11 protein-coding genes and 1 pseudogene are annotated in these 14,930 nt (G+C 51.4%); 7 read left to right on the top strand and 5 right to left on the bottom strand.

The annotated features are described in order from the left end of the window. Positions 1 to 111 precede the first annotated feature (111 nt). The 3 genes and pseudogenes from iolB to HU143_RS19935 form a co-directional block, all read right to left on the bottom strand. Positions 112 to 921: a 5-deoxy-glucuronate isomerase gene (iolB, locus tag HU143_RS19945; protein ID WP_000002010.1), complete on the bottom strand. Its 810-nt coding sequence runs from the start codon at positions 919 to 921 to the stop codon at positions 112 to 114. Positions 922 to 945: 24 nt separating this feature from the next. After that, positions 946 to 2,451 carry a malonate-semialdehyde dehydrogenase IolA gene (gene iolA / locus HU143_RS19940; protein WP_000450729.1) on the bottom strand — a complete coding sequence of 502 codons (1,506 nt, stop codon included), beginning with the start codon at positions 2,449 to 2,451 and terminating at the stop codon, positions 946 to 948. Positions 2,452 to 2,466: 15 nt separating this feature from the next. Beyond that, positions 2,467 to 2,769: pseudogene (locus HU143_RS19935) on the bottom strand (hypothetical protein). A gap of 122 nt (positions 2,770 to 2,891) precedes the next feature. Here HU143_RS19935 and reiD point away from each other — a divergent pair. From reiD to iolI1, 5 genes are all read left to right on the top strand, one after another. Continuing rightward, on the top strand, positions 2,892 to 3,716 hold the full coding sequence (gene reiD / locus HU143_RS19930) for a myo-inositol utilization transcriptional regulator ReiD (protein WP_000332219.1): 825 nt from the start codon (positions 2,892 to 2,894) through the stop codon (positions 3,714 to 3,716). A gap of 259 nt (positions 3,717 to 3,975) precedes the next feature. Next, complete coding sequence (gene iolE / locus HU143_RS19925; protein ID WP_012601329.1) at positions 3,976 to 4,896, top strand: myo-inosose-2 dehydratase; 921 nt, start codon at positions 3,976 to 3,978, stop codon at positions 4,894 to 4,896. 18 nt (positions 4,897 to 4,914) lie between these two features. Further along, entirely contained in the window at positions 4,915 to 5,925 is a 1,011-nt protein-coding gene (iolG1, locus tag HU143_RS19920) for an inositol 2-dehydrogenase IolG1 (protein WP_000172704.1), read from the top strand. Between the two features lie 96 nt (positions 5,926 to 6,021). Continuing rightward, entirely contained in the window at positions 6,022 to 7,365 is a 1,344-nt protein-coding gene (gene srfJ, locus HU143_RS19915) for a lysosomal glucosyl ceramidase-like type III secretion effector SrfJ (RefSeq protein ID WP_000678388.1), read from the top strand. Continuing rightward, complete coding sequence (gene iolI1, locus HU143_RS19910) at positions 7,366 to 8,199, top strand: 2-keto-myo-inositol isomerase IolI1 (RefSeq protein WP_023224154.1); 834 nt, start codon at positions 7,366 to 7,368, stop codon at positions 8,197 to 8,199. Here the strand turns inward: iolI1 and HU143_RS19905 are convergent. Beyond that, positions 8,196 to 9,362 (bottom strand): MFS transporter, encoded by a 1,167-nt coding sequence (locus HU143_RS19905; RefSeq protein ID WP_001111174.1) that lies wholly within the window; start codon positions 9,360 to 9,362, stop codon positions 8,196 to 8,198. The genes iolI1 and HU143_RS19905 overlap by 4 nt on opposite strands. A 60-nt stretch (positions 9,363 to 9,422) precedes the next feature. Next, positions 9,423 to 11,360: a bifunctional 5-dehydro-2-deoxygluconokinase/5-dehydro-2-deoxyphosphogluconate aldolase gene (locus tag HU143_RS19900; protein ID WP_077908653.1), complete on the bottom strand. Its 1,938-nt coding sequence runs from the start codon at positions 11,358 to 11,360 to the stop codon at positions 9,423 to 9,425. Positions 11,361 to 11,776: 416 nt separating this feature from the next. Between HU143_RS19900 and iolD the strand changes: the two genes are divergently transcribed. Further along, positions 11,777 to 13,717, top strand: a complete 1,941-nt coding sequence (iolD, locus tag HU143_RS19895; RefSeq protein WP_000849477.1) for a 3D-(3,5/4)-trihydroxycyclohexane-1,2-dione acylhydrolase (decyclizing) — start codon at positions 11,777 to 11,779, stop codon at positions 13,715 to 13,717. A 180-nt stretch (positions 13,718 to 13,897) separates the two neighbouring features. Next, entirely contained in the window at positions 13,898 to 14,920 is a 1,023-nt protein-coding gene (gene iolG2 / locus HU143_RS19890) for a D-chiro-inositol-2-dehydrogenase IolG2 (protein ID WP_000736098.1), read from the top strand. The last annotated feature ends 10 nt before the right edge of the window (positions 14,921 to 14,930 follow it).

Raw genomic sequence — 14,930 nt, 5'->3', positions numbered from 1 at the left:
GGAAATAATTTAAGAGAAGGTGGATAGCGATCTTATGAGCGTGTGTGGCGCAGAGTTGAATAAAAAAGCCAGCCGCAGAGGACGGCTGGCAAAGTACCACTCAACGAAGTGTTATCGCGGGTAGTCTGGTGAGTTAATCCACGCGTGGTTCTCTTCCCAGGTGAAACGCCATTTTCGTAGCGGGCCGGCCATCACGTTCAGATAGTAGTTATCGTAACCCGCGATGGTGGCAACCGGGTGGTAGCCCTTAGGTACTTTCACTACATCCCGGTTATAGACCGCCATACATTCATCCAGGCTGCGATCGTCGGTGTAGACGCGCTGTAAGCAGAATCCCTGAGGTGGATTGAAACGGTGATAGTACGTCTCTTCCAGATAGGTCTCCTGGCCTTCAACTGCCGTATCGTGCTTGTGCGCGGGCCAGGAGCTGGTATCGCCTTCATTAGTGTACACTTCAACGACTAGCAGGCTGTCGGCGAGCTGGCTATCAGGAAGGATGTTATGCACCAGGCGCTGATTGCGCCCTTTTCCCCGATGCTCTACCCCGACCTCTTGTGGCGAGATCAGACGTACCGGAAGCTCTCCGAATCCCGGCGCGCTGCATACGGCCAGCTCAAGGTCGGTTTCGGCTGTCACTTTCGCCTCCGTATGATGGGGGAGGTAAACCGAATAAGCCGGAATGCGTTCAAACGGACTCATGCGCTGACCAATCCGATAGAAAAAACTGTCGGCGGCCTTAACGCTGGCCAGCCCGGCAACCAGCACCAGACAGCGTTCACGCTCATCGGACGGCAGGGTTATCGACTCTCCAGCCTTCAACTGCCAGACATCAAAACCGACATACTCCCAGCCTGCATTTTGAGGGGAAATGTGTTGGATATTTCCCGACTCAGAGGTACAGGTACTCAGCAAGTTGGCCATAATCTTCTCCTTCCTGAAAGCGTATTAACCGAGAGTCGGCATACTGAACTCCGATACGATCTGCTGTCCGTTCGGCCAACGCGAGGTAACGGTTTTCATCCGGGTATAGAAGCGCACGCCATCCGGCCCATGGACGTTCAGGGCGCCAAACACCGAGCGCTTCCAGCCGCCAAAAGAGTGAAATGCCATCGGAACCGGAACTGGAATATTAATACCGACCATCCCGGCTTCAACCGACTGGGCGAATTCGCGCGCATAGTGACCGTTGGTGGTGAAAATCACGCTGCCGTTGCCGAATTCATGGGAGTTTACCGTGCTAATGGCGGTGGCATAATCCGGGACGCGCACAATTCCGAGAACCGGGCCAAAAATTTCTTCACGCCAGATGGTCATCTCAGGCGTGACGTTATCAAACAGAGTGCCGCCGACATAAAAGCCTTCAGGATATCCCGCCACGCTATAGTTGCGGCCATCCATGACCAGAGTTGCTCCCTCGCTAACCCCTTTGTCGATGTAACCCAACACTTTCTGTTGATGAGCACGTGAAACAACCGGGCCCATTTCATTTTCATCTTTGCCGCGCAGCTCTCCCGGGCCGATACGTAGCGCCGCAATCAGCGGTTTCAGGCGTTCGATTAGACGGTCCGCCGTTTCATCGCCCACCGCGACCACTACCGGCAGCGCCATACAGCGTTCGCCCGCGGAACCAAATGCTCCGCCCATAATGGCGTTGACGGTGGCGTCCAGATCTGCATCCGGCATGACGATTGCGTGATTTTTGGCGGCCCCGAAGGCCTGTACGCGTTTGCCATGGGCGCTGGCGGTGGTATAGATATGTTCCGCGACGGCGGAGGAACCGACAAAGCTGACGGCCTGTACGCGAGGGTCGCTGGTCAACAGGCTAGCCGCCTCATTGCCACAGTGAACAACGTTAAACACGCCGTCCGGCAGGCCAGCCTCCTGCAGAAGCTGCGCCATACGTAACGATGCGGACGGCACCAGTGCGGGCGGCTTCAGGACGAAGGTATTGCCGCAAGCCAGTGCAACCGGGAACATCCACATAGGCACCATTGCCGGGAAGTTAAACGGTGTGATGCCTGCCACAACCCCAAGCGGCTGCATTAATGAAAAGCTGTCAACGCCTGAGCCGACGTTAAAGGAGTACTCTCCTTTGCTGAGATGCGGGATCCCGCAGGCAAATTCGACAACCTCTATGCCGCGCGTCAGTTCGCCAAGCGCATCTGACCAGACTTTGCCATGCTCGCTGACGATCAGCGCCGCCAGTTCGTCCCGATGCTTTTCCAGTAATACTTTGAATTCAAAAAGGATACGTGCCCGGCGTAGCGGAGTCATTTTACTCCATGCCGGAAAAGCCTCATGTGCGCTTTGAATTGCCGCCAGCATCTCCTCTCGGGTGCTCTGGGTGACCTGACGAATTACTTTACCGGTGGCCGGATTAGTCACCGGTAGCGTCTCGCCGCTGCTGCTCAGTGTCGTTTTACCATGAATAAAATTGCCGACTGTTTCCATCTCTTTTTTATCCTCTTAAACCGATGTTGACGACGTTCTGACTGAGCGGTCACAGGAAAGCCTGGTTATCTTCAGCCTAAAACGCATACCGTATTCAATGTAAATTTTAGGATTAAAAATTTCAAATTTATTTTTATGAAATTTTATTTTGAAAATTTGACGACTGGTTTTTATACGAGATTATGTGCAGTAAGAAATCAAAAATCTAATTAACTTATTGATTTTTATTGTTTTTATTTGTTGTGGTATCAATGATTGTCTGTTGTGACGAGGAAAGATTTGGAAAAAATTATGATCTATATAGCATTTTTGTTTCATTTGGTGTGGTATAAAAATTCAAATTTCAGGGGTGTTTCGGCACCACAGTTTCGGATATTGGAGGGTAAATCATGCGCTTGTGCTTCTGTCCTTCAGAACGAGAGAATAAGGCTCAGCCCCAGTTGGCGTATGTGAGTCAGGTCAGTGAGAGCAATGGTCCGTTTGTCCGGTTCATGCATATGCACCCACAGACCGTTGAACTGATTCTTATCACCGAAGGAGACGGGGAGTATTTCATTGGCGATCGCATCTACCCGGTTCGTAAAGGCGACCTGGTCATTTATAACAGCCAGGTGGTGCATGATGAGTATCTGGAAAGCGGGCGGCCAATTGGCACTATTTGTTGTGGGATTAACAATATTTCGTGTCCGGGTCTACGTGAGAATGCGCTAATACCGGATGATATTGTGCCGGTTATTCCACTGTATCACCATTATGCGACGGTGGAAAAACTGATGAGCTCCGTGTTTACCGTTATTAATCAGCATGCGGTAGAAGGGCCAGCAATGGCGCAGCTATTGACCCAGGTAGTACTCAAATACATTGAGGGAAATGTCTTATTACGCACAGGTAACGATGCCATACAGCGTCATGAAAATTTACTTGATTCAATAAAATCCTATATTGATCGCAATTTCTATGAGCCAATTCGGCTGGATACACTGGCGACGAAATTTAATGTCAGTCCTTATTATGTTTCCCATGAATTTAAACGCCGCTATGGTTATTCACCGATGGATTACCTGATAAAACGTAGGCTGGGGGAGGCGCAATCGTTACTAACCACGGATGAAGGCGGGCGCGAAAAGATCACCTCTATTGCCTATCGTGTTGGCTTTAGCAACCTTAGTCATTTTCAAAATTACTTCAAAAATAAAGTGGGGAAAACGCCCGGTCAATATCGCAAGGACTATCGTAAAGCTAATTATTTATTATTTGAATATTAATTCTTGCTAAAATTTAATCGTCATGAGAATGGTCGCAATACTGCGGCCATTTTTTATTTGTCAGTATATTTTATTCGTTTATCTATAGCGCGAAAAGTCTGGCAATATCATTAAAGAGTGATGATTTTTTTGTGATACCTGACGCATTTATCCCACATCTTCAACCAGGATAGATAAAGTTTTTCAGGCTACAAAAAGTAATATGTTGTCCATCAAAGGTTAATTTGCATCGCGGTATGCAGTAAAAGCGTTTCATTAAGTGGGAGCCAGCAACATGTACAATGTAAAAAAGAGCATTAAGTTGGGGATTGCGCCTATCGGTTGGCGCAATGATGATATTCCTGAGATTGGTAAAGAAAATACATATAAACAAATACTTAGTGATGCCGCGCTCACCGGTTTTTCCGGGACGGAAGTTGGCGGTTGTTATCCGCAGGATCCTGCTGAGTTAAATAAAGAGTTAATGCTTCGCGGACTGGAAATACCAGGCCAGTGGTTTTCTTCCTTTATTATTCGCGATGGTATTGCATCTGCGATGAATGCTTTTGAACAGCATTGTGCTTATTTGCAGGCAATACATGCATATGTCGCCGTTGTTTCTGAACAAACTTATAGTATTCAAGGCATTATCGATAAGTGCGTTTATACAGAGAAGCCTAACTTCAGCGACAGCGAATGGCAGCTTTTATGCGAAGGACTTAATGCGCTTGGGAAGATTGCCAATGCGCACGGGCTGAAGCTCGCTTTCCATCATCATATGGGCACCGGTGTGCAGACTCTGCCAGAAGTGGATCGACTCATGGAGAATACCGATCCGCAATTTGTACATCTGCTGTTTGATACCGGGCATATATATGTTTCTGACGGCGATGTCATGCCGCTACTGAGTAAACATTTTGATCGTATTAAACACGTTCATTTTAAAGATGTGCGTAATGAAAAACTTAAAGCATGTCGCCTCGCGAAGAAATCCTTCCTCAATTCTTTCCTTGATGGTGTGTTTACCGTCCCCGGCGATGGAAATATTGATTTTAAATCCGTATTAGCTTATCTGGTCGGGCATCAATATTCTGGCTGGATTGTTGTTGAGGCCGAGCAGGATCCTAAGAAATATAACCCATTGGAATATGCGCAAAAAGGTAAAAAGCATATTGATGAGTTACTGAAAAATTATCTTTAATTGAAAAGGAAACAGAAAATGACTTTAAAAGCAGGTATTGTAGGTATCGGCATGATCGGCTCCGATCACTTAAGACGTCTGGCCAACACCGTGTCGGGTGTAGAGGTTGTTGCCGTATGTGATATCGTCGCGGGTAGGGCGCAGGCGGCGCTGGATAAGTATGCGATCGAAGCCAAAGATTATAATGACTATCACGATCTGATTAATGATAAAGACGTTGAAGTGGTCATCATTACCGCATCAAATGAGGCGCATGCCGATGTGGCCGTTGCCGCGCTAAATGCTAACAAATATGTTTTCTGCGAAAAACCGTTAGCGGTGACGGCTGCGGATTGTCAGCGTGTGATTGAAGCAGAGCAGAAAAATGGTAAGCGCATGGTGCAGATTGGTTTTATGCGCCGCTACGACAAAGGTTACGTTCAGCTGAAAAATATTATCGACAGCGGCGAAATCGGTCAGCCATTAATGGTTCATGGACGTCATTACAATGCCAGCACGGTGCCAGAATACAAAACGCCACAGGCTATTTATGAAACATTGATTCATGAAATTGACGTTATGCACTGGCTGCTTAACGAAGATTATAAAACCGTTAAGGTTTACTTCCCGCGTCAGTCCAGCCTGGTGACCACTCTGCGTGATCCGCAGCTGGTTGTAATGGAAACCACCTCCGGCATCAATATTGTGGTTGAAGTGTTTGTGAACTGCCAGTATGGCTACGACATTCACTGCGATGTTACCGGCGAGAAAGGAATGGCGGAGCTGCCAACCGTCGCCAGCGCCGCGGTACGGAAAGCGGCGAAGTATAGCACCGACATCCTGGTTGACTGGAAACAGCGCTTTATTGATGCCTACGACATTGAGTTCCAGGATTTCTTCGATCGTCTGAACGCAGGATTGCCGCCGGCAGGCCCAACGTCATGGGATGGTTATCTGGCTGCGGTTACCGCTGATGCCTGCGTGAAGTCTCAGGAAACAGGGAATACCGAGATTGTTGAATTACCCTCAAAACCTGATTTCTACAAATAAACCTTCCGCGTATTAAAACTCCTGCCGGATAGCGATGCTTAAGCGTCCTATCCGGCATATCACAATTTATTATCTTCTTTTATCCGGAACTTCCCTATGAAAGGCAGACTCATCTCTTCCGATCCGTATCGTCAGCAATTCCTTGTTGAGCGTGCGGTCTCTTTTTCGCATCGTCAGCGTGATTGCAGTGAATTAATCAGCGTCTTACCGCGCCACACGTTACAGCAGATTGACGGATTCGGCGGCAGCTTTACCGAAGGTGCGGGCGTGGTATTCAACAGCATGAGCGAAAAGACGAAGGCGCAATTTCTTTCCCTTTATTTTTCTGCTCAGGAACATAATTACACTCTGGCGCGGATGCCAATTCAGAGCTGTGATTTTTCCCTGGGCAATTACGCGTATGTCGATTCCAGCGCTGACCTGCAGCAGGGACGGCTCTCCTTTTCCCGCGATGAAGCGCATTTAATACCGCTGATTTCCGGGGCGTTGCGGTTAAATCCACACATGAAGCTGATGGCTTCGCCGTGGAGTCCGCCGGCGTTTATGAAAACTAATAACGATATGAACGGTGGCGGCAAGCTGCGGCGCGAATGCTACGCCGACTGGGCCGATATCATTATCAACTACCTGCTGGAATACCGCCGCCACGGCATTAATGTGCAGGCGCTCTCCGTGCAGAATGAGCCGGTGGCGGTAAAAACCTGGGACTCCTGTCTGTATAGCGTGGAAGAGGAGACAGCCTTTGCCGTGCAGTATCTGCGTCCGCGCCTCGCCCGGCAGGGTATGGATGAGATGGAGATCTATATCTGGGATCACGATAAAGATGGCCTGGTAGACTGGGCTGAACTCGCCTTTGCTGACGAAGCTAATTATAAGGGAATTAACGGGCTGGCATTCCACTGGTATACCGGCGATCATTTTTCGCAAATACAGTATCTGGCCCAGTGCCTGCCGGATAAAAAACTCCTGTTTTCCGAAGGCTGTGTGCCAATGGAGAGCGATGCCGGTAGCCAGATTCGCCACTGGCATACCTATCTCCATGACATGATTGGTAATTTCAAATCGGGTTGTAGCGGGTTTATCGACTGGAATCTGCTGTTGAACAGTGAGGGGGGGCCGAATCATCAGGGTAATCTGTGTGAAGCGCCCATTCAATACGATGCGCAAAACGACGTGCTGCGGCGTAACCACTCCTGGTATGGTATTGGCCACTTCTGCCGCTATGTGCGTCCGGGGGCGAGGGTCATGCTTTCTTCAAGTTACGATAATCTTCTGGAAGAGGTGGGATTTGTGAATCCCGACGGCGAGCGTGTGCTGGTGGTGTATAACCGCGATGTACAGGAAAGGCGTTGCCGGGTGCTGGATGGCGATAAAGAGATCGCGTTAACGCTGCCGCCGTCAGGCGCCAGTACGTTGCTATGGCGGCAGGAGTCGATCTGAATGATGAAGCTGGGATTTAATGAAGCGACCTGTATGCGAAACTCCATGCTGGCACAGGATGTTGTGTTGGCGGAACGTTTTGGCTATGACTACATCGAAATCCGTCTGGATATGTTGCAGGAGTGGTTGCAGAAACATACGTTAAGCGAGCTGGCAGACATTTTTGCCGTCGGCCACCTTAAGCCCTGGGGCTACAATTCGCTGGAAGACATTACGTTTTGTGATAGCGAAAGCTGGGCGGAGAAACGGCGGCAGTTGGCTTTCGCCTGCCATGCTGGCTCAGTGGTGGGGGGGGATTGTCTGGTCGTGGTGCCCACCATTCGTCAGGGGGGAAATTTTCCGCCAGGGGAAACGGTGAAAGATTCAGTGAAGCGTCTGCGCGAGATGGCGGCAGTGGCGGAAGAAAGCCAGATGCGGCTGGCCTTTGAGCCGATCGGTTCCGCAGGATGCTGTGTGCGCAGTCTTGCCATGGCGATGGAGATCGTAGATGCGGTCGATCGCAGTAATGTCGGGCTGGTCGTCGATGCCTTTAACCTTTACCTGCACGATCAATGGCGGGATCTGACCACGCTTCGCCAGATCCCTGTGGAAAAGATCTTCGTTTACCATATTGATGACGCCGATAATCTGCCGCTGGCAACGCTGGAGCATTGCCATCGTCTGTTTCCTGGCAACGGCGTGATCCCACTGCATGAGATCACGCATGAGCTAGTGCAGAAGGGCTATGAGGGGATCTGTTCGCTGGAACTGTTTAACCCTGGCTACTGGCAGATGGCTGCCAGCGAAGTCTTTGCGATAGGGGCGGAAAAGACTCGCCCCTTCTTAACAGCTTAATGTTGCCGCAGCAGGAGATGGACAACCGCCGCGCCCAGCAGCGCGCAGGCCGCGGCCAGAAGAAAGACCTGCTGATAGCCGATAAACGGCGTCAGCAGGCCCGCTATTGGTCCGGTAAATCCGTAGGCCAGATCCTGAAACGCTGACCAGACGCCGAGGGCCGTACCACGAATCTCCGGTGGCACTCTGCGCACAACCTCTACGCCCAGCGATGGGAACATCAGCGAACAGCCGCAGCCGGTAATCGCCGCGCCAATCAGCGCAGCGCCTGCTGACGGAGCGGCCCACATTACCGCCAGTCCGGTTCCCTCTACCAGTAGTGAAAAGGTTGCGACCGTGGCGCCGCCGTAACGGTCGGGAAATTTGGCGCAGAAAAAGCGGACAGCGATAAACGCAATGCCAAATAGCGTCATCGCAAAACCGGTGTTATCCCAGTGACGCTCGTTGAACCAGAGGGCGGTAAATGCGCTAAGGGTGGCAAAACCAATACCCTGGAGCACAAGCCCTGTTCCGGGCCGCCACACCAGGCCGACTACCCGTAGCACTGGCACGCGGGGACGGGCTGTTGGGATATTCCCCGGAATGCCATAGATGACTCCGCTGGCGATGATCGGCAACAGCACGACGAGGAGCGCCGGAAGCGCCAGGCCGGCCCTGGCGTAAAGCGACAGCCCCAGCGGCGCGCCGATAGCCAGCGCACCGTAGGTCGCCATGCCGTTCCAGGAAATAACCTGACCCGCGTGGGTCGAGCCCGCCAGCCACATCCCCCAGGTTAAATTACCGGTCAAAATGAAACTTTCACCGATGCCCAGCAGCACACGACCAACAATCAGTATGGCCCATGCGAGCAGCGGAACCGGGTGAGCGATTAGACTGACCAGCATCAGCAGACCTGATGCGGCGCAGTAGAACTGACCGGTGATAACCGTCCGACGTCCGCCTGACGTGTCGGCTTTTCGACCCGCGGCGCCCCGGGTAAGCAAGGTGGCGATAAACTGGCTGCCTACCGCGATACCGATCAACAGATCGCTCAGATGCAACTGCTGCTGAACGTACAGCGGCAGCATGACTAACGGGATGCCAATAGTCAGATAGTTGAGAAACATCGCGGCGCTGATGCGAAACAGCGTGATCGATGTGGAATGTTGTGTGAGAGCTGGCATGGAATCGTCCTTGAACACGCCCCTTGTCCGATGCAGACACGGGGCGTGATGAGGCAGGCATTAACGTGCCGGGCGGTATTCGCGCCAGTAGTCGATAAGCATGCGATATTTTTGTTTCACCGTTGCAATGAGCTGTTCATCGTTAAGCTGGCCGCCTAACCACTGGCGTGACGGTTCGCCAAAGATGGTCCGGCCGACGGCGAAACCTTTCACCCAGGGCATATCCGCTGCTGCGGCGAATCCTGACTTCAACTCGCTTTCCGGTGCGTCCAGGCCAAGTATCAATATACCGCGACATTCAGGGTCATAATGCTCAATATGCTGGCTGATTTCTCGCCAACGGTCTGGGCTTAACGGCGGCAGTTTCCACCAGTCCGGCAGGATCCCCAGTTGATAAAAACGTTCCACAATCTGAGGATAGTATTGCTCATTTTGGTCTGCCGCATCGCGCGGCAAGATGACTTCCAGCAGCAGATCGTGACCAGACTGGCAGCAGGCGCGGTAAACCTCGTCAATGAGCGCCTCTTGTTCAAGACGTACCGACTCTGCATCGAGTGGATGATAGAAGACCAGACATTTCACGACGTGCTCTTGCGGCCAGCTGACAAGCTGAGAGCCAATATCGCCATGTTCCAGCTTCAGCGGATACGAACCGGGCATCTCAACCGGTCGGCCAATCCACCATCCCTGGCCGGTCACGTCGTTAAGCGCCTGCTGACCAAAGGTGGTATCGGCAAGGATGCCGCTATTATTCTGTAAACCGGCCTCAAGCGCCGCCTGACGTGCCCCTTCCAGCAGTAGCATCTTCAGAGGGGGGATCGCGGATTCACTGGCACCGACTTCATTTGCGATATCCACCAGTTGCTTGCGATGGTCAAAGGCGAATACGCACAGCTCCGGCCAGTGCTGTTTACGGGTTGTGACCCGATGAAGGTGATTCAGCCGCAGGTCTTTGTCTGGCCGGGTGATGGATTGTTCACGCGCGAGGTAGTCGTCCAGCTCTTTTTTGGTTGGCATGGCGGGGGCACAACCGTGGCGCGATACCACTAACGCGCCGCAGGCGTTTGCATAACGGCAGGCTTGCTCCCAGCTTTCATCGTTCAGGTATCCCCGCAGCAGTCCTGACATAAAGGCATCGCCCGCGCCCAGCACGTTCAGAACGTCTACACGAACGCCGCTATGTATCTTCACCTGCGACCAGTCATCGGCGATGTTGCCTTCAAAGACTGAGCAGCCCAGCGCGCCGCGTTTGCACACCAGTACGGCCTGGGTCAACTGACGGACGCGCCGCAGGGCGGTCAGCGTGTCGGTACTGCCGCCGGCGATATGGAATTCTTCTTCGGTCCCAACGATCAGATCGAAATGGCGCAATACCTGCTGGAGCTGTTCGGTAACCTGTGATGAGGCGATGAAACGTGTTTCACCGTCTCCTAGCGACGTCAGGCCCCACAGTACGGGGCGGTAGTCGATATCCAGTGCCCGCCGCAGCCCGTGTTTTTGCGCATACTCCAGCGCTTTAAGAACGGCGGCGCGCGTATTGGGGTGAGAAAGATGGGTACCGGTGACGGCTAATGCGCGTGAAGAAGCGATGTAATCTTCGCGGATATCCTCGGGTGTTAGCGCCATGTCCGCGCAGTTATCGCGGTAGAAGATCAGAGGAAAGGTGTCCTGATCTTTAATGCCGAGGATCACCAGCGCGGTCAGACGATCGCGATCCGACAGCAGGCACTGCGTATCCACACCAACGCGGTTTAATTCTTCACGAACGAAACGTCCCATATGCTCATCGCCGACGCGGGCCAGCATAGCGGAACGTAATCCCTGAATGGCCGTGCCGTAGGCAACATTGCCTGACGATCCCCCTAAATATTTAGCGAAAGTCGTCATATCCTCCAGCCGCGACCCGATTTGTTGACCATACAAATCAACGGCGACTCGTCCCAGACAGATAACGTCCAGCGGCTTTTGCTCACTACTGACTGCTTTATTCATTGACATATCCCCTAACAGAAGACGGTGTTATTTTTGCCCATACTAAGGTTTGGTGATTTCATTTTCAATAAAAATGGAAATAATGTTTTCATTTATTGTTTGAACAAGATCACAGAAATGGCATTTCCGGGCAACGGATATAATCATTTTTTGTTGTGTTTTTTGTTTTAATTGATTGATTATTAATGCATTATTGATTTTAAAAGCACATGGAAGATAAATTTCATTTTCATGGAAAATACGCCTAAATGGCGAAATTTTTTAACCGTTTTTTGATCTCCTTCCCATAAATGAAATATAAATTCCATATAATTGTGAGAACGGAAATTTTGATCCTATGATAAGTCTCTGTGTTTTTGGGGCTGAAGCGATGCATAAGCAGGCAACGACAGCCGAACGGTTGATAAAAGCAGGTGGGGTACATGAAAACAATCAGGTTGACCATGGCGCAGGCTTTGGTGCGCTTTCTTGATAATCAGTACATCGACGTAGACGGCAGCGAAATCAAATTTGTAAAAGGGATTTTCGCCATTTTTGGCCACGGGAACGTCGTCGGATTGGGGCAAGCGCTGGAAGAGGACTGTGGCCAACTTAGCGTTCATCAAGGGCGTAACGAACAGGGAATGGCGCATATCGCGACGGGATTTGCCCGCCAGATGCGTCGCCATCAGATTTATGCCTGCACCTCCTCAGTGGGGCCAGGGGCCGCCAATATGATCACCGCAGCGGCGACCGCGACGGCTAACCGTATTCCACTGCTTTTGCTGCCGGGCGATGTGTACGCATCTCGTCAACCCGACCCGGTTTTGCAACAGGTTGAACAAGAACACGATCTGACGCTGAGCACCAATGACGCTTTCCGTGCAGTTAGCCGCTACTGGGATCGCATTACGCGTCCGGAACAGCTAATGAGCGCCTGTATCAGCGCGATGCGGGTGTTAACCGATCCGGCGGATACGGGGGCCGTGACGCTTTGCCTGCCACAGGATGTGCAGGGTGAAGCCTGGGATTATCCGGATTATTTTTTCGCTCGCCGGGTCTATCGTCTTGAGCGTCACGCGCCGACGGAGCCGATGCTGAACGAGGCGGTTGCGCTGATTCGCCGCCACCAGCGGCCGCTGATCGTTTGCGGTGGGGGCGTGAAGTATTCGCAGGCTGAAGAGGCGCTGCTGAGATTTGCCGAACGCTGTCATCTGCCGATTGCTGAAACCCAGGCTGGCAAGGGAGCGCTCAGTTCTGCACACCCGTTGAACGTCGGCGGGATTGGCGAAACCGGTTCACTGGCGGCGAATCTGCTGGCGCAGGAGGCCGATCTGATTATCGGTGTGGGGACGCGCTATACCGATTTCACCACCTCCTCAAAGTGGATCTTCCAGAATCCCGACGTGCGCTACTTAAATATCAACGTTAGCCGCTTTGATGTCTTCAAGCTGGATGGCGTACAGATGCAGGGTGACGCTCGCGTCGCCCTGACGCAGCTTAGCGAACGGCTGGCCCAGGAGCATTATGCTTCGCAATGGGGTGAGACTATTCACCGCGTCCGCTCGCAATATATGGCGGAAGTTGAGCGCGTCTATGCTGTGGAATATAGCGGAGAGGGCTTCAAACCTGAAATTGAGGATCATATGGATACTCAAAAGGTGTTTGAAGAGTTTAATGAGATTACGCGGTCGTGGCTGACCCAGACGCGCGTGTTGGGTGTGCTTAACCGGATGTTGCCGGAAAACGCGCTGGTGGTGGCGGCGGCGGGCAGCCTGCCGGGCGACCTCCAGCGTGTCTGGCAAAGCCGCGGCGAGAATGATTACCACGTCGAGTACGGCTACTCCTGTATGGGCTACGAAGTCAATGCCGCATTGGGGGCCAAACTGGCGCAGCCGGAGCGCGAGGTGTACAGCTTCGTGGGCGACGGTTCGTTCATGATGCTGCACTCTGAGTTGGTCACTTCCGTCCAGATGGGGAAAAAGATTACCGTCATTTTGCTCGATAACATGACCAACGGCTGTATCAATAATCTGCAAATGGAACACGGTATGGACAGTTACTTCACCGAGTTTCGTTTCCATCAGCAGGAGAGCGGTCGTCAGGAAGGCGGGTTTATCCCGGTCGATTTCGCTCGCATCGCTGAAGGATATGGCTGTAAAAGCTATCGCGTCACCACCATTGAACAACTGCATGAAGCGTTGGAAGATGCTCGTAAACAGACCGTGAGCACGCTGATAGACATAAAAGTGCTTCCCAAAACGATGGTGCATAAGTACCTGAGCTGGTGGCGCGTTGGCGGGGCGCAGGTATCCCGTAGCGAACGTATCCAGGCGGTAGCGCGTATGCTTGAAGAACATATCGGACAGGCCCGGCAGTACTGATTAATTTGCCGTCGTTCAGGTTGCAGAAGTGTGGTTATTGTTCTGCAACCTGAACGATACAGCGTCAACGCATTGTTTGCTTTTCAGAACGGCAAAATAAAACGATCCGTTTTTCGCAGAATTACGGATGCTTTTCTTTTGCGGTTTTAAATTTACTATTCATGAGATTAAGAGGTACGAATGAAAAAGCTTCGATGTGGTGTTATTGGCCTCGGTCGGGTAGGTAAAATGCATGTTGAGAATATGTATTTACTGCCTCAATTAGATATTATCTGCGCCGCCGATTATTTTATTGAGGAGATGAGCGATTGGCTTTATTCGGTAAATATAACTTCAGGGTATAAAAATTATCAGGAACTTTTACAGCGTGATGATATAGAGGCAGTTTTTATTTTCACCTCAACGGATATGCACGAAGAGATCGTCACGGCGGCAGCGCAGGCGGGGAAGCACATTTTTTGTGAAAAACCGCTCAGCATGAATGAAGATGAGCAGGCCTCAATGGCGGTGCTGAGAAAAGTGAAAGAGAAGGGGGTGACGCTGCAGGTTGCCTTTAATCGCCGTTTTGATCCTCAGTTTCACGAGGTCTTTGAGCTGGTGCGCAGCGGCAAGATTGGTCGGCCCCAGATGATAAAAATCACCTCCCGCGATCCGGACCTGCTACCCCATGATCTGATCAAACGTATTGGCGGTCTGATTTTTGACTTCACCATGCATGACTTTGATATGGCTCGTTTTATGATGCAGGATGAAGTCAGCGAAGTCTATGTTAAGGGCAATACGCTGATTGATCCCAGCCTGAAAAATATTGATGATGTTGATACGCTTGCGGTGATGCTGACTTTCAGAAACGGCGGCTACGCGCTCATTGATAACAGCCGTCGGGCGGTATATGGCTATGACCAACGGGTGGAGGTTTTTGGCTCAGAAGGGATGGCGTATGCGGATAACGTTAGTGAGTCGACGGTGAAAGTTTTCAACAGCCAGCACTGCATAATGAAAAATCCCCTTCCTGATTTCACGGTCCGTTATCGCGAAGCTTACCGAACGGAAATATTACACTTTATTGATTCAGTCCTGCATCATACGCCGGTTGTCTGTACCGGCGAAGACGCATTATTGGCCCAGCGTATCGCTATTGCCGCGCAGCAATCATTAAAAAGCGGGCTGCCGGTGAAAATAACAAGCGATATTTATCTTTAACTGCATCTAT

The sequence above is a fragment of the Salmonella sp. SJTUF14076 genome, from assembly GCF_015534835.1.
Taxonomy (GTDB): Bacteria; Pseudomonadota; Gammaproteobacteria; order Enterobacterales; family Enterobacteriaceae; genus Salmonella; species Salmonella enterica.
The sequence above is the reverse complement of the archived record's forward strand: the minus strand, read 5'-3'. Positions and strand labels throughout refer to the sequence as shown.

Bases quoted from the DNA above. Each gene is read 5' to 3' on its own strand.
- iolB (WP_000002010.1), bottom strand. From the start codon at position 921: ATGGCCAACTTGCTGAGTACCTGTACCTCTGAGTCGGGAAATATCCAA.
- iolA (WP_000450729.1), bottom strand. From the start codon at position 2,451: ATGGAAACAGTCGGCAATTTTATTCATGGTAAAACGACACTGAGCAGC.
- iolG1 (WP_000172704.1), top strand. From the start codon at position 4,915: ATGACTTTAAAAGCAGGTATTGTAGGTATCGGCATGATCGGCTCCGAT.
- srfJ (WP_000678388.1), top strand. From the start codon at position 6,022: ATGAAAGGCAGACTCATCTCTTCCGATCCGTATCGTCAGCAATTCCTT.
- iolI1 (WP_023224154.1), top strand. From the start codon at position 7,366: ATGATGAAGCTGGGATTTAATGAAGCGACCTGTATGCGAAACTCCATG.
- HU143_RS19905 (WP_001111174.1), bottom strand. From the start codon at position 9,362: ATGCCAGCTCTCACACAACATTCCACATCGATCACGCTGTTTCGCATC.
- HU143_RS19900 (WP_077908653.1), bottom strand. From the start codon at position 11,360: ATGTCAATGAATAAAGCAGTCAGTAGTGAGCAAAAGCCGCTGGACGTT.
- iolD (WP_000849477.1), top strand. From the start codon at position 11,777: ATGAAAACAATCAGGTTGACCATGGCGCAGGCTTTGGTGCGCTTTCTT.
- iolG2 (WP_000736098.1), top strand. From the start codon at position 13,898: ATGAAAAAGCTTCGATGTGGTGTTATTGGCCTCGGTCGGGTAGGTAAA.